Source organism: Muricoprocola aceti, from assembly GCF_025567005.1.
Classification (GTDB): domain Bacteria; phylum Bacillota; class Clostridia; order Lachnospirales; family Lachnospiraceae; genus Marvinbryantia; species Marvinbryantia aceti.
Genome location: NZ_JAOQKE010000005.1, coordinates 140,798 through 167,550 on the forward strand (window position 1 = coordinate 140,798; position 26,753 = coordinate 167,550).

The following is a 26,753-nucleotide window of genomic DNA, read 5'->3' on the forward strand; positions in this document are numbered from 1 at the left end:
AGTATGTCAGATAAGCGTAAAGATTATATTACATGGGATGAATATTTTATGGGAGTGGCGATTCTGGCCAGTATGAGGTCTAAGGATCCGAATACGCAGGTAGGGGCCTGTATTGTCAGCCAGGATAACAAGATTCTGTCAATGGGGTATAATGGATTCCCGATGGGATGCTCCGATGATGAATATCCATGGAGCAGAGATGCAGAAGGACTGGACAGCAAATATCTGTACACCACCCATTCCGAACTGAATGCCATTCTGAATTACCGGGGAGGCTGCCTGGAAGGAGCAACACTGTATGTGACGTTGTTCCCTTGTAATGAATGTGCCAAAGCGATTATTCAGGCTGGTATCAAGAAGTTGGTCTATGATTCAGATAAATATGCGGATCAGACCAATGTGCTGGCATCCAAACGGATGCTGAAGTCGGCAGGAGTAGAGATGATCCCGTATCAGAGATCGGAAAGAAAAATCACGTTGAATGTGTGAGAAAGCCGATGGGGACGGAGTTTAATGGCTCTTTAGAGCCATTAAACTCCGTCCCCACTGGTCACCTCGTCGATATATTCCTGGTATTCAGAAAATTTCCCACTATAGATATGAGACAATAGTGTATTCAGCTGCCGCAGTGCAGTAAGCAGAAGCTCCTGTGAGATCAGGTGCTGTTCCACAGCATCTGCCAGTTCATCCAGATCTACCACCTTTACCTGTCCGTTTGGATAGACCAGAACATCGGCCAGCAGGTCGATGGTGATATAGGTATTGGTTTCCGGATGATATTCATGGGTGATGATGTCACAGTACCAGCAGATCAGATGATCCTGATGATCATAGAACTTGCTGACTTTCACACCCTGCTTCCAGAAGAAAGCAGAGATGCCACGTTTCAGATCTTTTTTGGGGCGTATGGTGTCCCAGGAAGTAATCAGATAGTCATCCGTACATCGGATGACTTTATCTTTATCCAGAAGAACACATTCAGCAGGAATCAGACGTTTTCGATAAAGAACAGGAGAGTTCATAAAAACCCCTTTCCGCGACAGCGCTTTTCTTTTTAATTTAGCACACTACAGTGGGAAATGCCAGAAAAATATAGGAGATTCTTGACGAAATCCGGTGTTTGCAATAAAATGGGAGTACAGTGTCCGGGCAGACAGGAAAAGAGCCCCATGAATGGACACATTGGAATTGTGATTGAGAATGATAAAATGAGGAGACAAGCAATGGCAAAGGAAAAGAAACTTGTGGAATCCATTACTTCTATGGAAGAGGATTTTGCACAATGGTATACAGACGTTGTAAAAAAAGCTGAGCTGACTGATTATACAAGTGTAAAGGGATGTATGGTTATCAAGCCGGCTGGTTATGCAATCTGGGAAAATATTCAACATGAACTGGACAGACGATTCAAAGAGACAGGGGTAGAGAATGTATATCTGCCAATGCTGATCCCTGAGAGTCTGCTTCAGAAGGAAAAGGATCATGTAGAAGGATTTGCACCAGAAGTAGCGTGGGTTACCCATGGAGGACTGGAACCACTTCAGGAAAGAATGTGTGTACGTCCAACATCTGAGACCTTATTCTGCGATTTTTATGCAAATGATATCCACTCTTACCGTGATCTTCCGAAGGTATATAACCAGTGGTGCTCTGTTATGAGATGGGAGAAGACTACCAGACCATTTCTTCGTTCCAGAGAGTTCCTGTGGCAGGAAGGACATACAGCTCATGCGACAGCAGAAGAGGCCGAGGCACGTACCATTCAGATGCTGAATGTATATGCTGATTTCTGTGAAGAAGTACTGGCGATTCCGGTTATAAAGGGACGCAAGACCGACAAAGAAAAATTCGCAGGTGCAGAAGCAACTTATACGATCGAATCTCTGATGCATGATGGTAAGGCACTGCAGTCCGGTACCAGCCATAACTTTGGTGATGGATTCGCAAAAGCATTTGATATTCAGTATACAGATAAAGACAATACTTTAAAATATGTACACCAGACATCCTGGGGTATGACTACCCGTATGATCGGTGCCATCATCATGGTACATGGCGATAACAGCGGACTGGTTCTGCCGCCGCACATTGCACCGGTCCAGGCTATGGTGATTCCGATCCAGCAGAAGAAAGAAGGCGTTCTGGATAAGGCTGCTGAAGTGAAGGAAGCATTGGTAAAATCCGGTATTCGTGCGAGAATGGATGATTCTGACAAGAGTCCGGGATGGAAGTTCTCTGAGAGTGAGATGCGTGGTATTCCGGTACGTATCGAGCTGGGACCAAAGGATATCGAAGCAGGACAGGCTGTGATCGTTCGTCGTGATACCAGAGAAAAGATTGCAGTATCTCTGGAAGAACTGAACAGCAAGGTGGCAGAAGTTCTGGAAACTATGCAGAAGGACATGCTGGAGAGAGCAAGAGCACACAGAGAATCCCATACTTATACAGCTAAGACACTGGAAGAGTTCAAGGATATTGCTGAAAATAAGCCGGGATTTATCAAAGCTATGTGGTGTGGAGATCAGGCATGTGAGGATGCATTAAAAGAAGAAGCTGGTGTGACATCCCGCTGTATTCCATTTAAACAGGAAGAGATTACCTGTGAGTGCATTTACTGTAAGAAGCCTGCCAAGGCTATGGTATACTGGGGCAAGGCATACTAAGCTGGACTACAGAAAGGCAATATGACAGAAAATAAAATATCATATTAACTAAAAGACAAATCAACAATATGTGAAAAATGATGAAAAGCACACAATAATGCCAAAGATGCAGGCATTCATTGTGTGCTTTTTGATTGTTTCGATGTAGAAAATGACAAATGTCATATGAAAAATGTTACAATGTGCAGGTGCAAAAAATATGCAAAAAATTTATATTATAGATAACAAATAATTACTTGGGAGGTAATTGAAAAATGAAAAGAAAAGTGGTAACAGCGTTAATGTGTACAGCAGCTCTGGGAAGTATGATGGCTATGAGCGCCAGTGCAGAAGGTAAACTGGTTGGTTACACATGTATGGATGGTACAAACCCATTCTTCGTAGCTCTTCAGGGTGCGATTCAGGAAGTAGTAGAAGAGAACGGTGATGAACTGGTAGCAATGGATCCGGCCAATGATTCCAACAAACAGGTTGACCAGATCGAAGATCTGATCTCCAGAGGAATTGAAATGATGTTCGTGAACCCTGTAGATGCTGACGGTATCATTCCTGGACTGGATATGTTAAAAGATGCTGACATCCCAATGTTTGGTTTCGATACAGAAGTTGGTGATATGAGCTACCTGGTATCCTATGCAGGATCTGATAACTACAACGCTGGTTATGTTTGTGGTGAAGACCTGGCTAAGAAGGTTCCAGATGGTGGAGATATCCTGGTTCTGGATTCCCCTACCATGCAGTCTGTAACAGACAGAACAAACGGATTCCTGGATGCAATCAAAGAATCTGGCGTAGAATTCAACGTAGTTGGACAGCAGGATGCTCAGGGTAACCAGCAGGTAGCTAACGAAAAAGCTACTGACCTTCTGACAGCTAACCCAGATGTAGTTGCTATCTTCGGCGGAAATGACCCGACAGCTCTTGGCGCATATGCCGCAGCTGATGCAGCAGGCGTTACTCCACTGATTTATGGTGTTGACGGATCTCCTGACGTAAAAGCTCTTCTGAAAGATACGATGCTGGAAGGTACCGGAGCACAGTCCCCAATCACAATTGGTAAGACAATCGCTGAGACAGCTTACAAATGGTTAGATGGTGAAGAAGTAGAAGAATACATTCCGATCGAGACATTCCTTGTAACAGCTGACAACGTAGACGATTATGGTACAGACGGATGGCAGTAAGCCGGCCGGCATGATGTTATAAAATCTGATAACGAAGTGAAAAAGGGCTTTGCTCCTTAAGCGGGCAGAGCCTTTTCCATGACACAGAAGAGATGTGTTTTCTGTGTCATGGAAAGTATGAAAAAAGACAGGTGGTGGCGATTGGTGAGTGAAAAATACTTACTGGAAATGAAGGGCATTAGCAAATCCTTCCCTGGAGTTAAGGCTCTGCAGAACGTAAACCTTCAGCTGAAAGCAGGAGAAGTACATGCACTTCTTGGAGAAAATGGTGCGGGTAAATCTACATTGATCAAGGTATTAGGTGGTATTTATCATGCAGAAGAGGGAGAGATCTTTATCGATGGTCAGAAGGCAGAGATCAACGATGTAGTAGCTGCCCGCCAGGCGGGTGTTTCCATTGTGCATCAGGAACTGGTTCTGGTGCCATATATGACTGTTGCAGAAAATATTTTCCTTGGACGGGAACCGGGCACGAAGATGAATGTAGATCGTGTGAAGATGTCCAGGGATGCTCAGGAGCTTCTGGATGCTTATGAGATGAATATCAATGCAGACACACTGGTAGAGAAGCTGACGATCGCCCAGCAGCAGATGGTAGAGATCGTAAAAGCAATCTCATTTAATTCCAAGATTCTGGTTATGGATGAGCCGACATCATCCATATCTGATAAAGAAGTCGGTTTCTTATTTGAGACTATGCGTACCCTGACGAAGAAAGGGGTAGGTATTATCTATATCTCACATAAGATGAGTGAACTGGAAGAAATCTGTGACCGCGTCACTGTCATGCGAGATGGTCAGACAGTAGGTACCAGAGTGGTAAAAGAGACTAATAAAGATGCTCTGATTGCCCTGATGGTAGGACGTGAGTTGACAAATTATTATACAAGAGACTTCCTGGAGCCGGGAGAGGTGATCCTGAAATGTGAACATATATCCGATGGAAAGATGGCACAGGATGCCAGCTTTGAACTCCATAAAGGAGAGATCATTGGTTTTGCCGGACTGGTTGGGGCAGGACGAAGCGAAACGATGAAAGCCATTTTTGGACTGGCAGAGCATATGACCGGCGATGTTTATGTGAAAGGCAAAAAAGTGAAGATCAAGTCTCCGGTAGATGCGTTAAAGTATGGAATTGCACTGGTTCCGGAAAGCCGTAAGGAAGAGGGACTTTATAAGGTACAGAGTGTACGGTTCAATTCCACTATTGAGGTGCTGGGACAGTTCATCAGTCATCTTCATGTAAACAGCAAAAAAGAAACAGAAATTACTCAGAAATATATTGATATGATGGCAACCAAGACACCGAGCCAGGAGCAGGTCATCGGTAATCTGTCCGGTGGTAACCAGCAGAAGGTTATGATTGGCCGCTGGCTGGCTACGAGTCCGGAGATACTGATTCTGGACGAGCCGACCCGTGGTGTGGACGTTGGTGCAAAAGCTGAGATCTATTCTATTATGAATGATCTGGTAAAGGAAGGTATGTCCATTATCATGATTTCTTCTGAACTTCCGGAGATTATCAACATGAGTGACCGTGTCTATGTTATGAACGAAGGACGCGTTACCGGATGTCTGAATCACGAGGAAGCAGAGCAGGAAGCAATCATGCAGCTTGCAGCAAAATAAAAAATCGTATCGTATTTTAAGGAGGAGAATTATGGCATCCAGAGTAAAAAATGGAATCGTCAAATATTTTAAAGACAATATCGGTATTATCATTGCATTGATTGCAATGTGCGTATTTATGGTAGTTTACCCGACAACAAGAACCACATTCATGACCCCGAAGAACTTATTCAATATTCTTCGTCAAAATGCATCCAATATGTTCCTGGCAACCGGTATGACCATGGTTATTATTCTTGGTGGAATCGAACTTTCAGTTGGTTCTGTAATCGCACTTTCCGGATGTGTGGCAGCAGGTGCTGTCGTATATTTCCATCTGCCAATCATCGTTGGATTTATTCTGGCGGTTCTGGTTGGTGCACTGGTTGGTGTATTTAATGGTTTGGTCATCTGCAAGACAGATATCCCGCCGTTCATCGTAACACTGGCTTCCATGAACATTGCCAAAGGTATTGCCCTGGTTATCACAGGTGGTGCACCGATTCGTTGTATGGAAGATATGTTCAAATGGCCGGGAGCAGGCTATATCGGACCGTTCCCTGTACCTGCAGTCCTGATGATTATTGTCTTCATCTTCGCAGTATTTATGGTAAACAGAACACAGCTTGGCCGTCACATCTACGCAGTAGGTGGTAATGCACAGGCAGCAAAATTCTCAGGTATCAACGTAGAAAAAGTAAAATTCATCGTGTATACATACACAGGAATCATGGCTGGTATCGCAGGTGTCATCATTGCATCCCGTCTGTATTCCGGACAGCCGACGGCCGGTGATGGCGCTGAAATGGATGCCATCGCAGCCGTAGTCGTAGGTGGTACATCCATGAGTGGTGGTTCCGGTACACTGGGTGGAACTCTGATCGGTGTCCTGATCATCGGTATTCTGAACAATGGTCTGAACCTGATGGGTGTAGACTCCAACTGGCAGTACATTGTAAAAGGTCTTGTAATTCTGCTGGCAGTATACGTAGACTGGGTAAGAAATAAAAAAGCAGGAAGATAAAATTCCTTTTTTAGTGAAATATCAGATCCCTCATGTTATATGGCATGAGGGATTTTTTTGATGAATATGTGAAAACGCTTGACCCACTCATCTTTCAGACATAAAATTTAATCAGAATATTTAGGTGCGTGAAGCAAAAGACCCAGGAGAATATATGAACAGAAAAATGATTTTAGCAGTGGTGCTGCTGGCAGCTGCGACTGCCCTGACGGGCTGCAGGGCAGCGGAGGTGGTGGAAGGGGAACACGATCCGCGGATATTTGGAGCTACTTATATGACGCGAAATAATCCGTACTTTGATGTGCTCCATGAAGCCATTGAAAATGTAGTGGAAGGAAACGGAGATATTGTGATTTCACGTAATCCATGTCAGGATCAGGAAAAACAGAATGAACAGATTCTGGAAATGCTGGATGAGGGGATTAAAGTTCTCTTTTTGAATCCGGTGGACTGGGAAACAGTAGAGCCGGCGTTGAAAGCATGTCAGGAAAAAGGTGTGATTGTCATCAATATGGATACGGTGGTAAAGAATCGTGAGTATGTGGCTTCGATCGTTGAGACAGACAACTATGCGGCTGGTGTGCAGTGTGCAGAAGATATGATGAAGCGACTGGACAAAGCCAGAATCGTGGTGCTGGATAATCCGACTCAGACTTCCATCTCCAACCGTGTGCAGGGATTTATCGATACCGTGGAAGCATCTGCAGAAAGCGAAAATTATAAAGTCGTAGCCAGAAAGTGTGGTCAGGGTGAGTTTGAAGACAGTGCAGATGCCATGGCCACCATTCTGAACAGAGGCGTGGAATGTGAGGTGGTACTGGGAGGAAATGACCCATCTGCACTGGGAGCGCTGGCTACCCTGCAGCAGTATCACAAGGACAACGATGTTCTGATCTATGGAATTGACGGGTCGCCAGATTTTAAGTCTATGTTGAATCTTGGGCTGGTGACCGGAACCAGTGGACAGGATCCGCGCCAGATTGGCGAAGTGGCGGCACAGACCGCCTATGACTGTCTGGCGGGAAAAGCAGTGGAAAAATATATCAGTATTGCACCCTACATGATTACCCAGGAGAATCTGGATGATTATGAGATCAGTGGCTGGGGCAGATAGGGAAGAGGTGGAAGAAGGTGAACGAAGAAAAAGATAAAACAGTCGTGCTTCTGCAGGCATCCATGTTGGCACTGAATGTGGCAGCAGTGATACTGATTTCCACTTTTATCAACTATACAACAAAGAAGATTATTGACCGGTACGAGGCCAGAAGCTTTCTGGATGGAGTCACGGCAATTCCTGAAAATCCAGAGCACGTGAGAAACTACTGCGTGATAGCTATGTGCCTGCTGGCAGTGTCTTTTTTGTTCCGGCAGATAGTAAAGAATTACCGGCTCATCGTATGCTCCATGCTCTTTGATCTGGTTCTGTGCTTCATGGTTATCTATACACTGAATTTTAATTATAACGGACTGTTATTGTTTCTGTTTGCAACAATGATTTCCCTGGTAAAAGGAGGGAAAATGAAGGTGACACTGGTGGCACTGGCTATCGGAGGCTATGTGCTGGCAGATTACGAATTGCTTTCTATTTATATGCCACTGTATCATCTGAGTTCTTACATACAGTACTATCCGGCAAATACACAACAGTTGCTTTATGGAATTTTTAATATTCTGATTTCGTTTAATGTAGTGCTGTTTATTGTCTATTGCGTCTACGTGATCAATGCCCAGAGAGGTACCATTGAGCAGATCAATGAGTTGTATCATGAGATTCAGACGGCCAATGAGCAGCTGCAGGAATATGCCAGCATGACTGAAAAAATGACTCAGACCAAAGAGCGAAATCGTCTGGCCAGAGAGATTCATGATACACTGGGACATACCCTGACAGGGATCGCCACCGGGCTGGATGCCTGCCTGGCACTGATCGATATCAGCCCAGAGCAGACGAAGAAACAGCTACAGCTGTTGTCGGAAGTCAGCAGAGAGGGAATCAGGGATGTGCGTCGTTCCGTAAATGAACTGCGTCCGGATGCCCTGGAGCGACTTAGCCTGGATGCGGCTATACGAAAAATGATCACGGATATGAGTCAGGCCTCAGATGTGAAGATTTATTTTTCCACAGAAGAAAAGCATCTGAAGTTTGATGAAGACGAAGAAAATGCCATTTACCGTGTCATTCAGGAGAGCATCACCAATGCTGTGCGCCACGGAAAGGCAGGAAAGATTTGGATTACGCTGAGACGTCAGTATAATGAGATCACGTTGTCTATCAGAGACGACGGGATAGGCGCCAAGGAGATCAAAAGTGGATTTGGCACCAAGCATATCCGGGAGCGGATTGAGATGCTGCATGGAACAGTAGAATTTGACGGAAGTGACGGATTTACCGTGACAGCACAGATACCGATACGATGGGGGGAAAATTATGATTAAAGTATTAATAGCAGATGATCAGGAGCTGATCAGACAGAGTCTGCAGATTGTATTAAACAGCAAGCCGGATATTACCGTATGTGATGTGGCGGAAGACGGGCAGGCGGTGATCTGCAGCGTACGGAAGGAAAAACCGGATATTATCCTGATGGATGTGCGTATGCCGAAGATGGACGGAGTACAGTGTACGAAGATCATTAAAGAAAACTATCCGGAAGTAAAGATTATCATTCTGACAACGTTCGATGATGATGAATACGTATATAATGCACTGAAGTTCGGCGCCAGTGGGTATCTGCTGAAGGGTGTTTCCATGGATGAACTGGAGAATGCCATCAAGACGGTATATAGCGGAAAAGCCATGATTAACCCGGATATTGCCACGAAGGTGCTGAGACTGTTTTCCCAGATGGCGCAGACGGATTATACGATACCGGTGGGAAGAAAAGGTGTGGAGGAACTGACCAAAACGGAATGGAAGATCATTGCTCAGGTGGGTACGGGAGCTGCCAATAAGGAGATTGCAGATACGCTGAATCTTTCAGACGGTACCGTACGGAATTATCTCAGTAATATTCTGAATAAGCTGGATCTGCGGGACCGTACTCAGCTGGCGATCTGGGCAGTGCAGACCAATGCAGGCAAGCACCTGACATAGACCGGGTAAGGTGGAAAATGAATGAAACGAAAACAGAAAATTATGACCCTGGTGGCTGCTGGGCTGTTGACAGGGATGGCGATTTATGGAATCTGTCAGCTTCAGAACAGGCAGAATCATATAACACTGGAATTTGGAATGTTTACCGGAAGCAACTGGGATGTGGCTCAGGCCAATGGATTTACGATCATTGATAAAGCAATTGCGAAATTTGAACAGACGCATCCAGGCGTGACAGTACATTATTACAGCGGAATCCGAAAGGATGATTATTCTGAATGGTTTTCCAGAAAGCTGCTGGCAGGTGAGGAACCGGATATTTTTATGGTACTGGGTACAGATTTTAATCAGTTTGCATCAATGGGCGTGATGAAAGATCTGGGAAGTTTGATGGAGACAGACACAGACTTTGACCCGGAAAAGTACTTTACCAGTGCGTTTGTCAACGGACAGTATGAATCGGTACAGTATGCGCTGCCTTATGAGACGGTACCGACACTGATGTTTGTGAACAAGACACTGCTGACCCAGGAGGGCATCGATATGCCGGGAGAAGACTGGAGCTGGGATGATCTGTATGAGATCTGTAAAAAAGTAACCAGAGATACAGACGGAGATGGAGTGCTGGATCAGTTCGGAACTTATAATTATGACTGGATGGATGCACTGTGTTCCAATGGCGGCGGTATCTTTAATAAGAAAGGAACCGAAGCGGAACTGACGGATGTGAAGGTGAGCGAGGCGGTAAAGTATGTGAGAAGTATCAATGAACTTTATAACGGAGAGAAGATCTCACAGGAAGACTTTAACGGTGGTCGGGTGGCATTTATGCCACTGACCTTTGCGGAATACCGGACTTATAAGACCTATCCCTATAAGATCCGTAAATATGCGAACTTTCAATGGGATTGTCTCACCATGCCGGCAGGATCCAGAGGGGGCAATATTTCTCAGGTGAATTCATTGCTGATGGGGATCAGTGCCAATACAAAAGAAGAAAAAATGGCGTGGGAATTTTTGAAACTGCTGACCTATGATGAAGAAACACAGATGAATATTTTTTATGATTCGCAGGGAGCTTCGGTACTGAAAAACGTAACGGAATCCAAGCAGATGGAGCAGATCGTACAGGAAGATATGGAAGAGGGAGATACGGTCATCAATGGAAAGCTTCTGGGCAAGGTAATTGAAGAAGGACATGTGGAACCACAGTTCAAAAAATATGAACAGGCTATGGCACTGACGGACAGTGAGATTAAGAAAATACTGGAAGAAGATAAAGATGTGGACAGCAATCTGAAGATTCTTCAGCGCACCATAAATGGTTATCTGATTCAGTAATCTCTGTAATCTGGTATAGACAAGCATGAAATCAGTGCGATAATGCACAAAACACATGAAAGTAATGCAAGATATCCTTTAACTAACGGCAAAAAGCTATTGACAAAAAGAAAATGACGAGGGTATTATTAATGCAATAAATACGAAGAGATTCGTAGAAGTCGATATGACAGGAGGAGAGGTATTATGAGAAAGTTAACAAAAGCAGTCAGCGTAGCAGCAGCAGTTGCTATGACAGCAACATGTTTTTCCACTACAGCATTTGCAGATGACACATTTAAGATTGGTGGAATCGGACCTATCACAGGTGGTGCTGCCGTATATGGACAGGCAGTTATGAACGCATCTCAGATGGCAGCAGATGATATCAATGCAGCAGGTGGTATCAACGGATACCAGATCGAGTTCAACTTCCAGGATGATGAGCATGATGCAGAAAAATCTGTGAATGCTTACAACACTTTAAAGGACTGGGGCATGCAGATGCTGCTTGGTACTGTAACATCTACACCTTGTACCGCAGTAGAAGGCGAAGCTTCTAATGATAATATGTTCCTGCTGACACCTTCAGGATCAGCAGTAGAGAGTATTTCAGGAGACAATGCATTCCGTGTATGCTTCTCTGACCCGAACCAGGGTACTGCTTCCGCACAGTACATTGGTGAGAACAAACTGGCTGAGAAAGTAGCAGTTATCTACAACAGCTCAGACGTATATTCCACAGGTATTTACAACAATTTTGTAACAGAGTCAGCAAATCAGCCATTTGAGATTGTTTCAGCAGAAGCTTTCACAGAAGACAGCAAGACAGACTTCTCTGTACAGCTTCAGAAAGCAAAAGATGCCGGAGCAGATATGGTATTCCTGCCAATCTACTACACAGAAGCTTCTCTGATTCTGACACAGGCAGCTGGTATGGATTATGCACCTACTTTCTTCGGATGTGATGGCCTGGACGGACTTCTTGCAGTAGAAGGATTTGATACAAGCCTTGCAGAAGGTGTAATGCTTCTGACACCGTTCGCAGCAGATGCAGATGATGAACAGACAAAAGCATTCGTTTCCGCTTACGAAGAAAAATATGGTGAAACACCAATCCAGTTCGCAGCAGATGCTTATGATGGAATGTACATCATCAAAACAGCAGCAGAAAAAGCTGGTATCACACCAGATATGGATGCTTCTGCAATCTGCGATGCACTGAAAGCAGCAATGACAGAGATCACATACGATGGTCTTACCGGATCAGGCATGACCTGGAGCGCAGATGGCGAACCAAACAAAGAGCCAAAAGCAGTTGTAATTAAGGATGGCGCTTACACAGCCATGTAAGATACCAGGATTGTGGGAGTGCGTAGCACGAAACAATCCGTGGGTATCGTAATAAAGTATATGGATAACACAGGGGTTGCCTTTCAGGTGGCAACCCCTTCTTTTCTTATTTAGAGTGAGAGGTGTATTATGAGTTTTCTGAACTATCTGATCAGTGGAATCAGTCTCGGAAGTGTGTATGCGATCATAGCTCTTGGCTATACCATGGTATACGGAATTGCCAAGATGCTGAACTTCGCCCATGGCGATGTTATCATGGTGGGCGCATATGTAGTATTTTATTCCACCGCAGCAGGGATGCCGGCTATCCCGGCAGTTCTTTTATCCGTAGTGATCTGTACGGTTCTTGGTATGGTGATCGAGGCAGTGGCTTATCGACCGCTGCGCAGCGCAGCATCCCCACTGGCTGTACTGATTACAGCAATTGGTGTCAGCTATCTGTTACAGAATCTGGCACTGTTATTCTGGAGTTCCAACACCAAGTCCTTCACGTCAGTGGTGAAGATTCCTGCATTAAAAGTGGCAGGACTGAACATTAGCGGTGAGACTATGGTAACGATTCTTGCGTGTATCGTGATCGTAGTGGGACTGACTTTATTCATTAACAAGACAAAACCAGGTCAGGCTATGTTGGCTGTATCAGAAGATAAGGGGGCAGCACAACTGATGGGTATCAATGTAAATGCAACCATTGCACTGACCTTTGCCATTGGTTCAGGCCTGGCTGCGACTGCAGGCGTACTGCTTTGTTCTGCTTATCCATCCCTGACACCATACACAGGATCCATGCCTGGTATTAAGGCGTTCGTTGCAGCTGTATTCGGTGGAATCGGATCCATTCCTGGAGCGATGATCGGTGGTATCCTTCTTGGTATTATCGAGATCTTTGGAAAAGCATATATTTCTTCTCAGATGGCAGACGCAATCGTGTTCGCAGTATTGATTGTAGTGCTTCTGGTAAAACCAACCGGTCTGTTAGGCAAGCAGATTCAGGAAAAGGTATAAGGAGGCAGAGATATGAACACAATGAGAACAAAAACAGCAAAACAGAATGCGATCACTTACGGTATCGTTATCATCGGCTTTCTGATTATGCAGATCATTTCTGCTACCGGACATATGTCCAGTTCCTTATCCGGACTTTTGATTCCGTTTTGTTACTATGTAATTCTTGCAGTTTCTCTGAATCTGGTAGTAGGTATCTTAGGAGAACTGAGTCTTGGACATGCGGGCTTCATGTGCGTAGGTGCATTCAGCAGTGTGTTCTTTACAAAATGTATGGAAAATGTTATTACGAACAGTCTGGTACGTTTTATTATCGCACTGATCATAGGTGCTCTTGTGGCAGCTGTTTTCGGTATTCTGATTGGTATTCCGGTACTGCGTCTGAAGGGGGACTATCTGGCCATCGTGACACTGGCCTTTGGTGAAATCATCAAGAACCTGGTAAATGTATTATTTATCGGAAAAGACAGCCATGGACTTCATTTTTCTATGAAGGATACCCTCTCTCTGGGAATGGAACCAGATGGACAGGTTATCGTGAATGGTCCACAGGGTATTACAGGTATTCCGAAGGATTCCACTTTTGTGATCGGTGTTGTTCTGGTATTGATCACACTGTTTATTGTTCTGCGTCTGATTAATTCCAGAGATGGACGTGCGATTCAGTCCATCCGTGACAATCGTATTGCCGCAGAATCTATCGGTATCAATGTGACGAAATACAAGCTGATGGCATTTTCGGTATCAGCAGGTCTTGCCGGTATCGGTGGTGCACTGTATGCACACAACCTGTCTACCTTAAGTGCCACACCGAAGAACTTCGGTTATAATATGTCTATCATGATTCTGGTCTATGTGGTACTTGGTGGTATCGGTAATATCCGTGGATCTGTTATCGCCCCGATCGTACTGAATCTGGTGCTGGACTATTTCCTGAGAAAGCTGCAGATGCTCGGCAGCAATCCAGTGCTGCAGTTCCTGAGTGATAACCGTATGCTGGTATATGCCATCGTGCTGATCGTGATCATGCTCTTCAGCTGGAGTCCGAAGATGATCGAATGGCGGGAACGTGTATTCCACAAAAACGCAAAGGAGGAGGCGTAAAGTTATGGCAATGCTGGAAGTAAAAAATCTGGGAATCTCCTTTGGCGGTCTGCGCGCCGTAAATGGATTTCATGTTACCATTGAGAAAAATCAGCTGTATGGTCTGATCGGGCCGAACGGTGCCGGTAAGACGACTGTATTTAACCTGCTGACCGGTGTATACAAGCCAGATGCAGGAAGTATCCTTCTGGATGGCAAAGATATCACAGGAGAAAGTGATATCGAGATCAGCAAGGCAGGTATTGCACGTACTTTCCAGAACATTCGACTGTTTTCTAAAATGAGTGTTCTGGATAATGTAAAAGTGGGAATGCATAATCATCATGAGTATTCTGCCCTGGCAGGTATTTTCCATACTCCTAAGTATAAAAAAGAAGAAGCGCTGATGGATGAAAAAGCCATGGAGCTTTTGAAGGTATTTGATCTGGCAGATATGGCAGAGACCAATGCTGCCAATCTTCCTTATGGTAAGCAGCGAAGACTGGAGATTGCCCGTGCTCTTGCCACAGATCCTAAGCTGTTGCTGCTGGATGAACCGGCAGCAGGTATGAACCCGAAGGAAACCGGGGAACTGATGGATATGATCCGATTTGTAAGAGATGAGTTCGATATGACTATTCTGCTGATTGAGCATGATATGAAACTGGTTTCCGGTATCTGTGAGAAACTGACCATGCTGAACTTTGGCGAAGTTCTGGCAGAAGGTACCACATCAGAGGTATTGAACGACCCACAGGTTATCACCGCATATCTTGGGGAATAGGAGGAACGAAACGATGGCAATGCTGGAAGTAAAAGACTTACAGGTATATTATGGAATGATTCATGCAATCAAGGGTGTCTCTTTCCATGTAAATGAAGGTGAAATCATTGCTCTGATCGGAGCGAATGGAGCAGGAAAGACTACCATCCTTCATACCATTACCGGACTGCTTACTCCAAAAGGCGGTCAGGTGATGTTTGAAGGAAAAGATATCACAAAGACGCCGGCACACAAGATCGTAGAACTTGGTATGGCCCATGTACCGGAAGGACGACGTGTCTTTGCGCAGCTTTCTGTTTATCAGAATTTGAAGATGGGAGCCTATACCAGATCAGATAAGAATGAGATCGAAGAATCACTGGAGATGGTATATAAGCGTTTTCCTCGACTGGAAGAACGAAAGAACCAGATGGCAGGAACTCTGTCAGGTGGCGAACAGCAGATGCTTGCAATGGGCCGCGCCCTGATGAGCAAGCCAAGAATCATCCTGATGGATGAACCATCCATGGGACTTTCGCCGATTCTGGTAAATGAGATTTTTGATATTATTCAGAGCGTCAGTGCCAGCGGCACAACCGTACTGCTGGTAGAGCAGAATGCGAAAAAAGCTCTGGCTATTGCAGACCGTGCCTATGTCCTGGAGACCGGCAAGATCTCTCTGGATGGCAATGCAAAAGATCTGTTGAATGATGATTCCATTAAGAAAGCATATCTTGGCGAATAGGCCATTGGGGACGGAGTTTTCTGGCTTTCAACAGCCAGAAACTTACGTTCCTAATGGCCTTTTTTCTTTTTTTTATCATTATTTTGTGGTAAAATATAAGTAGATAAAACTGAAAATGAGAAGCGTGAATCAGTTCATGTTATCATAAAAACAAAGAGTCGGGGAGGGGATCCAATGAAAAATGTAGTTGTTACGATTGCAAGACAGTATGGAAGCGGCGGTAAAACAATCGCTCAGATGTATGCACAGAAACATGGCATCCCGTGTCATGAAAGAGATATTTTGAGACTGGCAGCAGATGACAGTGGTATCAACGAAGCATTATTTGGAGAAGTAGATGAACGTCTGAAAAGTGGAAGCTTGTTCGGAATCTCCAAGAAGATCTATACCATAGGAGATCTTATTCCACCATCCAGCCCAGATTTTACCTCCACTCAGAACCTGTTTAATTATCAGGCCAAGGTGATTCGTGAACTGGCAGAAGCAGGTCCGTGCGTTTTCATTGGACGTTGTGCAGACTTTGTGCTGGCTGACAAGCCAAATGTAGTCAGTGTGTTTGTTCATGCACCGAAGGATTACTGCCTGGAGCAGGCGAGAGAGCGTACAGCGAAAAATGTGGGAGATTTGTCCAAGTTCATAGCCAGAACGGATAAATTCCGGGGAGATTATTATCGTTATCATACAGGTCATGAGTGGAATGATGCAAAAAATTACGATTTGTGCCTGGACAGCAGTAAACTTGGATTCGAGGGATGCGTAGAAGCCATTGAAAAATATATAGAAGTCAGATTTAAATAAGCCATTGGGGACGGTGTTTTCTGGCTTTCAAAAGCCACAAAACACCGTCCCCAATGGTCTCTTAGAAAGGATATATGCAAACATGGAAACAAAGGTATTTAAAAAAGAAATGATTGAAGACCTGATTCATCAGGCATTTGAAGCTCAGACGAGAGCTTATGTACCATATTCCCAGTTCGCAGTAGGAGCTGCACTTCTTTCCAGAGGAGGCAGAATATACCAGGGATGTAATATTGAGAATGCATCCTACACGCCGACTAATTGTGCAGAACGAACCGCATTTTTTAAGGCAGTGTCTGAAGGTATCACAGAATTTGATGCCATTGCCATTGTGGGAAATAAAAAGTTTGTACCAAAGGGAGAAGGGGACTATTGTCCACCATGTGGTGTATGCAGACAGGTGATGCGGGAATTCTGCAATCCGGAGACTTTTCAGATTATTCTGGCAAAGTCTGAGACCGAATATCACATATATAAGCTAAAAGAACTGCTTCCGCTGGGATTCGGCCCGGAAGATCTGATCTAGTTCATTGGGACGGAGTTTTCTGGCTTTTTAGAGCAAGAAAACTCCGTTTTTTTATGTATGAGTCGTTTTTAGGGCATTACTTATTGCTGTTCTGGATATTCCAGTCAGCCTGCTGAGCTGACGTATAGAGATACCAGAAAGCAGCAGTGAGTGGAGATATTGATTCCTGGTAGAAAGATCGAGGCATTGAAAATCAGACGGAGAATTGCAGGATGTTTTCTCTTGAATAATTTTAAGAGCTTCACTGTCGGGAAGACGAAACGAAGAATAATATTCCATGCAGTTTTGATCAGAAATAGTATGCAGATATTGAATGCAGTCAGAATGACTTGGAAATAAAGTAAGAATTTTGTCGATATCAATAAAAGAGAAATCAGAAGTGACATAATCGTGATAACTGGTCCAGGGATAAGTTCCGGGAACAGACTCCAGACCAGCATGAAGCGGATTTTGATGAATATATCGAAATACTGTCTGAAAATATCTCATATCATTTACCGGCTCGCTTTTAAAACGATCCTGAAATAAATATCCTGTGCGCTGGTATTTGCGATTATACCATCTGACAAATTTCACTTCAATTTTTTTCATGATAATCTCAAGATCCGTGGTGGTATGTTCAAGCAACAAATGAATATGATTGCTCATCAAACAATAAGCATAGATCTTAAAATCACAGCGTTCTTTATAATGTTTTAAAATGCTGATAAACTGCAGATAATCAGATTGATCTTCAAAAATAATTTGCTGATTAACACCACGCAGAATAACATGATGAATGCAAAGACTACTTGGCTTTCTTGGCTTTCGCGGCATAAATGACTCCTTTCATGAACTGCTGAGAAATGAATTCAGAAAATAAGCGAATTGTTAAGAGCCATTATAGAAAAATCTGATATATAATGCAAGAGGAAAATGGAATTTGACCAGATGGGACAGTAAAAAAACCAGAAAACACCGTCCCCAATGGATTAAGTCGGTACTGTACCAGTGGTACCTTCGTCATATATCATAACTGGAAGGATAACTGATTCTGCCGGGGCTTCTGGGTTCGTCATACGTCTAAGCAAAAGCTCCACTGCCGTGTCAGCCATATTTTTATCCGGTGGTGCGGAAATGCTGGTCAGTGGAAGAAGATAAGGCTGCATCTGTCGCAGGTAGTCGAAGCTGATGACAGAAATATCTTCCGGCACACGATATCCGTTTTTTAAAAGAAAATTCATAACAGAATAAGTTCTGGTATCATTAAAACCAACAATAGCCGTGTAATCAACAGGAAAAAGAACAGATTCCAAATTGCCATAGTAAATCGCATCTACCACCAGAGTATGAGAAAGCATACGTACCTGGCTTGTATCAATTCCTGCATCGGAAATAGCCTGAAGAAAACCATTATAACGTAAAATCTGTGACTGGTTTGTCTGAGGTCCTGCCAGGAATAGAAAACGGCGATGCCCTTCGCCGGCTAATCTTTGACCCGCCAGATATCCTCCCTGATAGTCATCACAGCGCACAACATCATTCGAATTCTTCTCTGTCTCACGGTCGATCAGGACAAGAGGAATGTGATTCTGGTTAATGATGTCGACGTCTCTGGTACTGTCAATTTTCGGAAACAAAAAAATACCGCTGACATTATAAGAAAGTGCCAGGCTTAAGGCATTTTCCACATAATCATCTTCAAACTGGGAGCAAAGAATAAATAAGTGATAATCATATGCCCGCAGCTTTATAGATATCTGAGAGATCATATCGGAGTAGTGTGGATTTTGGATATCTTCGATGATAACTGCGATCAGATTCGTATGACCGGAACGCAAAGATGAGGCCATAATGTTGCGCATATATCCTAAATCATCAGCAATCTGCTGAATCTTTGTAATTGTTTTCTGAGAAAGTCTGTTATCATTACGCAGTGCACGGGAAACGGTATTTACAGAGTAACCGCATGCATTCGAAATATCTTTTAATGTAACACGTTTGTTTGTCTGGCTCAAATCGCAACTCCTCCCTTTCTTAAAAAAACAAGTATTATTCTATAACAGAAAGAAACAAAAATCAACAAGTATAAGCAAGCTAGAGCACTTCTGTACATGCAAAAATGTACAAAATAACGATTTAAAAACTGTATGCTTTTGACAAAATGACGTAAATAAGCAAAAAAGTAATTGACAAATTATAGGATTAACGTTAACCTATAATTACAAAAAACGTGATACCAAATTAAGGGAGGAAAAAAACATGAAAAAGAAATTGCTTGCAGGCGCATTAGCAACAGCAATGGCACTTGGGATGTCTTTTGGTGTAGGAGCGACGGATGATGGATCTACACAGGGAACGAATACATTCGTAGATGGTGGTACAGAACTTAGCTTTTGGACATTCCAGGAATTGCACGTAGGCTTCTGGACATCCATGGCAGATGTATGGAATGAGCAGAATCCAGACAGACCGATTAACCTGACAGTTACTACAGGAGAATCTCATTCTACTCACAGTAAACTTCTGATTGCCTGCCAGTCAGGTGAAGGTGCACCGGATATGGCAGATATTGAGATTGGTTACTATGGATCTTTCCTGAAAGACGGATATCTGCTTCCAATCAATGATGCAGTAGAACCATATGAAGATGATGTGGTTATGTCCCGTGTCAGCATGTATGGCGACAGTGAAGGCAACTATTATGGTGTAGACTTCCACCTTGGTGCAACAGTAGCATATTACAACATGGACATCATGAATGAAGCTGGTGTTGATCCTGCAGATATTGTTACCTGGGATGATTATGTAGAAGCAGGTAAGACAGTTCTGGAAAAGACAGGAAAACCAATGTGTGCAGTAGAGACATCTGACCTGTTCTTCCCACAGTGCATGATGCTGGAAAAGAACGCTCAGTACGTAGATGATGAAGGAAATCCAAATCTTGTAACAGAAGAGCATGCAGAAGTTATCGATTACATCAGAGAAATGATTAACCTTGGTGTTTGCGAAATCGCTCCAGGCGGTGGATTCCATACAGAAGAATGGTATGGTCATCTGAATGATGGCGGTGTTGCTTCCGTAATTATGCCGCTGTGGTACATGGGAAGATTTACAGATTACTGTGCAGATCTGGATGGCAAGATGGCTATTTACCCAATCCCGGTTTGGAACGAAGGCGATGTTCGTGAAGTCCTTCAGGGTGGTACAGGTACATCCGTAATTAAAGGTACAGAAAATGAACAGCTTGCAAAAGATTTCCTTGCATTTGCAAAATTATCCAAAGAAGGATGTACATATGAATGGAATGAATTAGGATTTGACCCTATCCGTACAGAACTTTGGGATGATCCGGAAATCACAGACAACAAAGACAATAAGTTCCTTGCTTACTTCACAACCAATCCATTTGATGTTCTGAAAGCAAACGGAACAGACGTTACAGCACCAAATATCTCTGGCGCTTACTCAGCAACATACAGCACATTGGTATCTACAACATATTCAAATGCATTTGAAATTTCAGTAGATCAGGATGCTATGGAACTGCTTCAGGGTGAACAGGATTCCATTATTTACTAAACCAAATCAAACGTCTGATTTACAGGCATAGAACCATTAGGGTGCCGCGGGAGGATAACCCGCGGCATTTTTGAATCATACGGGGAACTCTCCTATGTGATGAAAGGAGAAAATATGAAAAAACAAAGTGTGGTAAAGAAATTTTTATATTCACAGAAAGTAGCACCATATGTATTTGTAATGCCATTTATACTTACGTTTGCAATCTTTTTTGCATATTCCATTGTAAGCATGATTCTTATGAGTTTTCAGAAAGTAGCAGGTGCAAATACAACATTTATCGGATTAGAAAATTACAAGATACTGACCAATGCAGTATTTCTTAAAAGCTTGAAAAACAGTGTCTTTTATACCATAGTAACCTGTATTATGATGATTCCGATTCCTATGATACTGGCAGCTATGCTGAACAGTAAGCATATGAGAGCAAAAGGAACATTTCGAAGTATTTTATTTATACCGGCACTCACTTCTGTAGTAGTAGCAGGTGTGGTTTTCCGTTTGATGTTCGGAGAACTGGAAGGATCTTTTATGAACCAGGTTATGAATCTGTTTGGAGTAGAACCGATTATCTGGTTGAGAAAGCCGGTTACAGTATGGATTACATTATTCTTCCTTTGACTGTGGAGATGGACAGGTGTAAACATGATGTATTATCTGTCTGGTTTACAGCAGATACCGGCAGATCTGTATGAATCAGCTTCTATTGATGGGGCAACAGGAATGCAGCAGCTTCGTTATATCACGATTCCACTGCTGAAACCGACGACAATCTATGTACTGACCATTTCCATTTTTGGTGGTATGGCGATGTTTTCAGAAAGTTATATGTTATTTAATGGAAACAAGTCCCCGAATAATGTGGCAACCACATTGGTTGGTATGTTGTACAGAATGGGATTTGAACAGAATCAGCTTGGTATTGCCAGCGCAATAGGTGTAATTTTCCTTTTGATTGTTCTGGTAGTCAATGTAATTCAGCTGCGTATTAACGGTACAATTGGAAGTAAGAAGGGGGAATAAACAATGTCAATGACAAAAAAATCGAGAATCTTTACAATATGTTTATTTATCTTCTTCATTTTGATTGCAGCGATTACGCTGTTACCACTGGCACTTTTGGCAGTATCATCTTTACGTCCTGGTTCTGACCTGATGCGTTATGGATTGAATTTCTCCATTGATTGGGCAAATGCAAATCTAAACGAATATAAGATGTTATTCAGTGGACAGAATGCATATTTCATCTGGTATAAGAATAGCTTGATCATCACTGTTGTACAGGTGGGATTGGCATTATTTCTCAGTGCCTGTGTAGGATATGGGTTTGCTATGTATGATTTTAAAGGAAAAAATATCTTATTCCTTTGTGTATTGCTTGTTATGATGGTTCCGACAGAAGTTATATTACTGCCATTGTATCGTCTGATTGTAAAGATGAAATTGATCAATAATATGTGGGGAATTATCCTTCCGTATCTGGTTGTACCGATGCTGGTATTTTTCTTCCGACAATATTTGTCAGGTATTCCGAAGGATTTCCTGGATGCAGCCCGTGTGGATGGCTGTACCGAGTATGGTATCTTTTTCAAAATTATGATTCCTTTAATGAAACCATCTTTTGCGGCAATGGGTATTTATCAGGGAATGCAGAGTTGGAATAACTTCCTGTGGCCAATGGTTGTGACAAATTCGATTGACAAGATTACACTTCCTGTCGGATTACAGAGCTTGTTATCACCATATGGAAATAATTACGACATACTGATTGCGGGATCCTGTTTTGCGATTATACCGATTTTGATTTTATTTATCTGTTTCCAGAGATACTTTATCGAAGGTATGACAGCCGGAGGTGTAAAAGGATAGAAAGGAGACATCATGAAATTATATGCAGATATACGTAAGCCTGGGAAAAAGAGAAATTTCATGATATATGGACATTTCATTGAACACTTTCACAGACAGATATATGGTGGAGTGTATGATCCGGATCATCCTCTATCTGATGAAGAAGGATTAAGAAAAGATGTTCTGGAAGCAATGAAAAGAATTAAGGTTCCGATTTTGCGATGGCCGGGAGGATGCTTTGTATCCGCTTATCATTGGAAAGATGGTGTTGGGCCAAATAGAACACCATTTTTTGACAAAGCATGGAGAGTAGAAGATCCGAATTCATTTGGAACAGATGAGTATATATCGATGTGTCAGAAAATCGGCTGTGAACCATACATCTGTACAAATGCAGGAACCGGTACAGCAGAAGAAATGAGCGACTGGGTAGAATACTGTAATCTGGATCATGAAGGAAAATATGCAAAGTGGAGAATTTCCAATGGGCATCCAGATCCATATAAAGTAAAATATTGGAGCATTGGAAACGAAAATTATGGTTTCTGGGAAATCGGTGCAAAATCTGCTGAGGAATGGGGAAGTCTTGTGGAAGAGGCTGCTAAAATGATAAAGCATGTAGATCCTGAGACAGAACTCACAGCAGCAGCTTTGACAGATGTGGAATGGAATATCAATCTTCTGAAACACAGTGGAAAATTTCTGAACTGGATATCTATTCACGATTACTGGGATCCAATACATGAAACGAACGATTTTGCGAATTACGAAGCATGTATGGTATATACCGAACATGTGGAAGATTCAGTAAAAAAAGTCCGTGGTTTGTTGGAAGCTTTAGGACTGGAGAAAAAAATTAAGATAGCTTATGATGAATGGAATCTGAGACAGTGGTATCATCCATGCGTTCATTCTGTCGAACAGGGGATAACAAAAGAAGAGTATCTTTATCCAAGAGATAAGAATGATATAAATGCTCAGTATACGATGGCAGATGCAGTATTTACAGCATGTTTTCTAAATATGTGCAATCGAAATTGTGATATTGTGGGAATGGCTAATTTTGCACCAATCGTAAATACCCGAGGATGTATTTATACACATGAAAAAGGCATTGTTTTAAGAAGTACATATTATGTGTTTGATCTGTATGTTAACTATCTGGGAGATCAGATTGTAGATTCATGGACAGAGGATGTACCTGTAAAGAACATGTCTGTTGCCAAAGAGACAGAAAGCGTAAAGCAGGCAGATGTACTTGTGACTTCATTTAGTAATAGAAGCGGATATGCAGTGGCTGCGATTAATAAACAGGCAGAAGAAGAACTTGAATTGGTTTTGGAATTACAGGCTGAGGGTCAGGTGATCCTGCATTATATTAGCGGGGAGAGTACAGAAGCCTATAATGACATTGATCGGGAAATGGTAACAATACAGCATGAAGAACTTGGAACATTCCAATCTGGAATGTCAGTAAGATTAAAACCACATTCTGTAAATATAATTCAAATTCTTGAAAAATAATGATAGGAGGAATGAAGAATATGAAACAGGCAAAAATGATGATAGATAAAGCATTTAAAATTTCAGAAGTTGATAAAAGAATCTATGGATCTTTTATCGAACATTTGGGAAGAGCTGTATATGATGGTATTTATCAGCCGGGCAATCCACTTTCAGACGAAGATGGTTTCCGGAAAGATGTGCTGGAAATGGTCAGAGAATTGAATGTGCCGATCGTCAGATATCCAGGTGGAAATTTTGTATCTAATTTTTTCTGGGAAGACAGTGTGGGTCCGGTGGAAGAACGTCCGACTCGTCTGGAACTGGCATGGAGAAGTCTGGAAACGAACAAGATCGGTTTAAATGAATTTTCCAAATGGCTGGAAAAAGCAAATTCGGAAATGATGATGGCAGTGAATCTGGGAACCAGAGGTGTGGCGGATGCCTGCAATTTGCTTGAATATTGCAATCATCCAGGTGGAACGAAATACAGTGATATGAGAATTCGTCATGGTGTAAAAGATCCACATAATGTAAAAGTATGGTGTCTGGGAAATGAAATGGATGGTGACTGGCAGGTTGGTCATAAAAACATGCATGAATATGGTCGTCTGGCACAGGAAACGGCAAAAGCTATGAAATTGATAGATCCTTCCATTGAATTGGTTTCCTGCGGAAGTTCTAATCTGGATATGCCGACGTTCCCAGAATGGGAAGCAACCACACTTGGTTATACATATGACCATGTGGATTTTGTATCTATGCATCAGTATTATGGAAATTTGAACAATGATACGGAAGACTTCCTGGCATTATCGGATGATATGGATCAGTTTATCCGTTCTGTTATTGCCACCTGCGATTTTGTAAAAGCAAAGAAGCGTGGTAAAAAAGATATTAATCTGAGTTTTGATGAATGGAATGTGTGGTTCCATACAAGAGAAGCAGATGATGAATTTATGGAAAAAGATCCGTGGCATATTGCACCGCCGCTTCTGGAAGATCAGTATAACTTTGAAGATGCTCTTCTGGTTGGCCTGATGCTGATTACATTAATGAAACATGCAGATCGTGTGAAGATGGCTTGTATGGCACAGCTGGTAAATGTAATTGCTCCGATTATGACGGAGAAAGATGGCGGAAAGGCCTGGAGACAGACCATTTTCTATCCGTTTATGCATGCATCCAGATATGGACGGGGCATGGTCCTTCAGCCAGTAATTGAAACACCGGTACATGATACAAAAGAGCATGAAAATGTAACAGATCTTTCCAGCGTAGCGGTATGGAATCAGGAAAAAGAAGAACTGACTATTTTCGCAGTAAACAGAAACACGAAAGAAGATATGGAACTGATCACAGATCTGCGCAGTCTTGAGGGATATCATCTGGAAGAACATATTGTATTGGAAAGCAATGATATGAAAATCTGCAACAGTGCAGGAGAAGAACTGGTAATGCCAAAACCTGTACAGAGAAGTACCATGGAAGATGGAAAAATGACATCCATGCTGACCAAAGCATCCTGGAATGTGATTCGATTAAAAAAATAAGATATCCGGGAGGCAGAAATGAGTCAGGAATTAGAATATAACAAACCATGGATTTTACAGAGAGCAGATCCGTATGTGTATAAGCATACAGATGGCACGTATTATTTTACAGCATCCATTCCGGCTTATGATGGGATTGTACTCAGACATAGTGATACACTGGCAGGCTTAAAAGATGCAGAAGAAGTCAGAGTGTGGCAAAAACATGACAAAGGGATTATGAGTGAACATATCTGGGCACCGGAGCTGCATTATCTGGATGGAAAGTGGTACATCTATTATGCCGGTGGCGATATAGATGATGTTTGGGCAATCAGACCTTATATTCTGGAATGTGCAGATCAGGATCCTATGACAGGGAACTGGGTGGAAAAAGGTAAAATGACCCGGGCAGAAGAAGATGAGTTTTCATTTGAGGCATTCTCACTGGATGGTACGGTATTTGAAAATCGTGGAAAACACTATTATATATGGGCAGAAAAAGTAGGAGTTGGAAAACAGATTTCAAATCTGTATATTGCTGAAATGGAAAATCCCTGTAAGTTGAAAACGGTGCAGGTGCTGTTAACAACACCGGATTATGACTGGGAAAGAATTGGTTTTTGGGTAAATGAAGGCCCGGCTGTCATACATCACGATGGAAAGATTTATATGACATATTCTGCTTCGGAAACAGGTGCAGCATATTGTATGGGTATGTTAAGTATATCGGAAGATGCTGACCTGTTGGATCCTGCTATGTGGAAAAAGGAACGTTACCCGGTATTAGAGACCAATGCGGAAAAAGGCATCTATGGACCGGGACACAATTCCTTTACAGAAGATGAGCAGGGAAATCCGATTATGGTATATCATGCCAGAACGGAAGAAAAGATTGAGGGCAATCCATTATACAATCCGAATCGTCATGCGATGCTGATGAAACTCACATGGGGAGAGGATGGAAGACCGGTCTTTAAGTATTAGAAATCACTTTTATAAACAGCAAAATTAATACAACAATGATAATGGGGCGAACGATCTTCGCCCCGTTTTTCATGACGTGTGTCCAGCGAAGCTGGACCACACTTGCCGGTGTAAGTCCGGTCACGGTAATCGCCAGTGAGCCGTGTAGCTAAA

At 42.8% G+C, this 26,753-nt stretch carries 26 protein-coding genes; 23 read left to right on the forward strand and 3 right to left on the reverse strand.

The annotated features are described in order from the left end of the window. Positions 1 to 3 precede the first annotated feature (3 nt). The gene (locus OCV47_RS06925) at positions 4 to 489 is read left to right on the forward strand and encodes a deoxycytidylate deaminase (RefSeq protein ID WP_262654474.1); all 486 of its coding nucleotides are present in this window, start codon (positions 4 to 6) and stop codon (positions 487 to 489) included. 41 nt (positions 490 to 530) lie between these two features. Here the strand turns inward: OCV47_RS06925 and OCV47_RS06930 are convergent, their stop codons facing one another. After that, positions 531 to 1,022: a ribonuclease FAU-1 family protein gene (locus tag OCV47_RS06930; RefSeq protein WP_262654475.1), complete on the reverse strand. Its 492-nt coding sequence runs from the start codon at positions 1,020 to 1,022 to the stop codon at positions 531 to 533. 201 nt (positions 1,023 to 1,223) lie between these two features. On the opposite strand from OCV47_RS06930, the gene proS reads away from it, so the two are divergent. From proS to OCV47_RS07005, 15 genes are all read left to right on the forward strand, one after another. After that, complete coding sequence (gene proS / locus OCV47_RS06935; protein ID WP_256297665.1) at positions 1,224 to 2,663, forward strand: proline--tRNA ligase; 1,440 nt, start codon at positions 1,224 to 1,226, stop codon at positions 2,661 to 2,663. Between the two features lie 305 nt (positions 2,664 to 2,968). Then, the gene (locus OCV47_RS06940) at positions 2,969 to 3,847 is read left to right on the forward strand and encodes a sugar ABC transporter substrate-binding protein (RefSeq protein WP_262654497.1); all 879 of its coding nucleotides are present in this window, start codon (positions 2,969 to 2,971) and stop codon (positions 3,845 to 3,847) included. Between the two features lie 144 nt (positions 3,848 to 3,991). After that, the gene (locus OCV47_RS06945) at positions 3,992 to 5,476 is read left to right on the forward strand and encodes a sugar ABC transporter ATP-binding protein (protein ID WP_262654476.1); all 1,485 of its coding nucleotides are present in this window, start codon (positions 3,992 to 3,994) and stop codon (positions 5,474 to 5,476) included. Between the two features lie 31 nt (positions 5,477 to 5,507). Further along, complete coding sequence (locus OCV47_RS06950; protein ID WP_262654477.1) at positions 5,508 to 6,479, forward strand: ABC transporter permease; 972 nt, start codon at positions 5,508 to 5,510, stop codon at positions 6,477 to 6,479. A 154-nt stretch (positions 6,480 to 6,633) separates the two neighbouring features. Further along, positions 6,634 to 7,593 (forward strand): sugar ABC transporter substrate-binding protein, encoded by a 960-nt coding sequence (locus OCV47_RS06955; protein WP_262654478.1) that lies wholly within the window; start codon positions 6,634 to 6,636, stop codon positions 7,591 to 7,593. A gap of 17 nt (positions 7,594 to 7,610) precedes the next feature. Continuing rightward, positions 7,611 to 8,915, forward strand: coding sequence for a sensor histidine kinase (locus OCV47_RS06960; protein WP_262654479.1), 1,305 nt, complete (start codon positions 7,611 to 7,613; stop codon positions 8,913 to 8,915). Next, a complete protein-coding gene (locus OCV47_RS06965; RefSeq protein WP_117449697.1) occupies positions 8,908 to 9,573 on the forward strand; it encodes a response regulator transcription factor in 666 nt (221 codons plus the stop codon). Before OCV47_RS06960 ends, OCV47_RS06965 begins: the two co-directional genes overlap by 8 nt. A 21-nt stretch (positions 9,574 to 9,594) precedes the next feature. Next, on the forward strand, positions 9,595 to 10,914 hold the full coding sequence (locus tag OCV47_RS06970; RefSeq protein WP_262654480.1) for an ABC transporter substrate-binding protein: 1,320 nt from the start codon (positions 9,595 to 9,597) through the stop codon (positions 10,912 to 10,914). A gap of 186 nt (positions 10,915 to 11,100) precedes the next feature. Further along, positions 11,101 to 12,246, forward strand: a complete 1,146-nt coding sequence (locus OCV47_RS06975) for an ABC transporter substrate-binding protein (protein WP_262654481.1) — start codon at positions 11,101 to 11,103, stop codon at positions 12,244 to 12,246. 129 nt (positions 12,247 to 12,375) lie between these two features. Further along, positions 12,376 to 13,251, forward strand: a complete 876-nt coding sequence (locus OCV47_RS06980) for a branched-chain amino acid ABC transporter permease (RefSeq protein WP_262654482.1) — start codon at positions 12,376 to 12,378, stop codon at positions 13,249 to 13,251. Between the two features lie 12 nt (positions 13,252 to 13,263). Beyond that, complete coding sequence (locus OCV47_RS06985) at positions 13,264 to 14,355, forward strand: branched-chain amino acid ABC transporter permease (RefSeq protein ID WP_117449700.1); 1,092 nt, start codon at positions 13,264 to 13,266, stop codon at positions 14,353 to 14,355. 4 nt (positions 14,356 to 14,359) lie between these two features. Beyond that, a complete protein-coding gene (locus OCV47_RS06990) occupies positions 14,360 to 15,118 on the forward strand; it encodes an ABC transporter ATP-binding protein (protein WP_256297648.1) in 759 nt (252 codons plus the stop codon). Positions 15,119 to 15,131: 13 nt separating this feature from the next. After that, the gene (locus OCV47_RS06995; RefSeq protein ID WP_262654483.1) at positions 15,132 to 15,842 is read left to right on the forward strand and encodes an ABC transporter ATP-binding protein; all 711 of its coding nucleotides are present in this window, start codon (positions 15,132 to 15,134) and stop codon (positions 15,840 to 15,842) included. 174 nt (positions 15,843 to 16,016) lie between these two features. Next, the gene (locus tag OCV47_RS07000; RefSeq protein ID WP_117449702.1) at positions 16,017 to 16,640 is read left to right on the forward strand and encodes a cytidylate kinase-like family protein; all 624 of its coding nucleotides are present in this window, start codon (positions 16,017 to 16,019) and stop codon (positions 16,638 to 16,640) included. Positions 16,641 to 16,722: 82 nt separating this feature from the next. Continuing rightward, complete coding sequence (locus OCV47_RS07005; protein WP_262654484.1) at positions 16,723 to 17,166, forward strand: cytidine deaminase; 444 nt, start codon at positions 16,723 to 16,725, stop codon at positions 17,164 to 17,166. A 51-nt stretch (positions 17,167 to 17,217) separates the two neighbouring features. On the opposite strand, the gene OCV47_RS07010 is transcribed toward OCV47_RS07005, so the two are convergent. Together OCV47_RS07010 and OCV47_RS07015 are read right to left on the reverse strand one after the other, a co-directional pair. Then, entirely contained in the window at positions 17,218 to 17,982 is a 765-nt protein-coding gene (locus OCV47_RS07010; protein WP_262654485.1) for a transposase, read from the reverse strand. Positions 17,983 to 18,137: 155 nt separating this feature from the next. Then, on the reverse strand, positions 18,138 to 19,163 hold the full coding sequence (locus OCV47_RS07015; RefSeq protein ID WP_262654486.1) for a LacI family DNA-binding transcriptional regulator: 1,026 nt from the start codon (positions 19,161 to 19,163) through the stop codon (positions 18,138 to 18,140). 244 nt (positions 19,164 to 19,407) lie between these two features. Between OCV47_RS07015 and OCV47_RS07020 the strand changes: the two genes are divergently transcribed. The 7 genes from OCV47_RS07020 to OCV47_RS07045 all read left to right on the forward strand — a co-directional run bounded on the left by OCV47_RS07020 (position 19,408) and on the right by OCV47_RS07045 (position 26,600). After that, positions 19,408 to 20,727, forward strand: coding sequence for an ABC transporter substrate-binding protein (locus OCV47_RS07020; protein ID WP_262654487.1), 1,320 nt, complete (start codon positions 19,408 to 19,410; stop codon positions 20,725 to 20,727). 114 nt (positions 20,728 to 20,841) lie between these two features. Next, on the forward strand, positions 20,842 to 21,348 hold the full coding sequence (locus tag OCV47_RS15855; RefSeq protein ID WP_331481259.1) for a carbohydrate ABC transporter permease: 507 nt from the start codon (positions 20,842 to 20,844) through the stop codon (positions 21,346 to 21,348). Further along, positions 21,349 to 21,750: a carbohydrate ABC transporter permease gene (locus OCV47_RS15860; RefSeq protein ID WP_331481261.1), complete on the forward strand. Its 402-nt coding sequence runs from the start codon at positions 21,349 to 21,351 to the stop codon at positions 21,748 to 21,750. 3 nt (positions 21,751 to 21,753) lie between these two features. After that, on the forward strand, positions 21,754 to 22,596 hold the full coding sequence (locus tag OCV47_RS07030) for a carbohydrate ABC transporter permease (RefSeq protein ID WP_262654488.1): 843 nt from the start codon (positions 21,754 to 21,756) through the stop codon (positions 22,594 to 22,596). Between the two features lie 12 nt (positions 22,597 to 22,608). Further along, complete coding sequence (locus tag OCV47_RS07035; RefSeq protein ID WP_262654489.1) at positions 22,609 to 24,102, forward strand: alpha-L-arabinofuranosidase C-terminal domain-containing protein; 1,494 nt, start codon at positions 22,609 to 22,611, stop codon at positions 24,100 to 24,102. A gap of 20 nt (positions 24,103 to 24,122) precedes the next feature. Beyond that, on the forward strand, positions 24,123 to 25,634 hold the full coding sequence (arfA, locus tag OCV47_RS07040; protein ID WP_262654490.1) for an arabinosylfuranosidase ArfA: 1,512 nt from the start codon (positions 24,123 to 24,125) through the stop codon (positions 25,632 to 25,634). A gap of 18 nt (positions 25,635 to 25,652) precedes the next feature. Continuing rightward, the gene (locus OCV47_RS07045) at positions 25,653 to 26,600 is read left to right on the forward strand and encodes a glycoside hydrolase family 43 protein (protein ID WP_262654491.1); all 948 of its coding nucleotides are present in this window, start codon (positions 25,653 to 25,655) and stop codon (positions 26,598 to 26,600) included. Positions 26,601 to 26,753: the final 153 nt, after the last annotated feature.